Raw genomic sequence first — 534 nt, forward strand, 5'->3', positions numbered from 1 at the left:
AGGGCAGAGTGTAAATGGTGAACTTTCAGTTCGAGATCAGCTAAATAGGCCACTAACCTACACCCTTAACAATCTCCCTGCTTATGGAACGGTTATTTTAAATCCAGATGGAACGTTTGTTTATACACCGACTCCTGGTGTGAGTGGAACAGATCAATTTGACGTTCTGGTTCAAAATGATCAAGGAGATCAAGCAATTGCTTCAGTTTCAATTATAATTGATCCGGTTCAAAGTACTATTACACCACAAGACATCACAGTACAGACTCAGCAAGGTGTAACTGTCTCAGGGACGATATCGGCTACTGATAATCTTGGGAGACCAATTAGATTTTCTTTAAATGCATCTCCATCCAATGGAGCAGCTGTGGTAAATGCAGATGGAACGTTTAGCTATACACCAAGTCCAACATTTTTTGGAGTAGATAGTTTTACTGTATTAATTCAAAATGACAGAGGCGACTCTGCAATTGGTATTGTGCGGATAGTTGTTCAAGAACAACAAGATAGCATTGTTGTTACCCCTCTTACGCT

1 protein-coding gene is annotated in these 534 nt (G+C 40.1%); it reads left to right on the forward strand.

Annotation, left to right across the window (positions count from 1 at the left end; genetic code table 11):
* A partial coding sequence (locus AC27IT_RS28140; RefSeq protein WP_487092313.1) for an Ig-like domain-containing protein occupies positions 1–534 on the forward strand: 534 nt, incomplete at both ends.

Source organism: Brevibacillus sp. YAE8 (assembly GCF_057543335.1).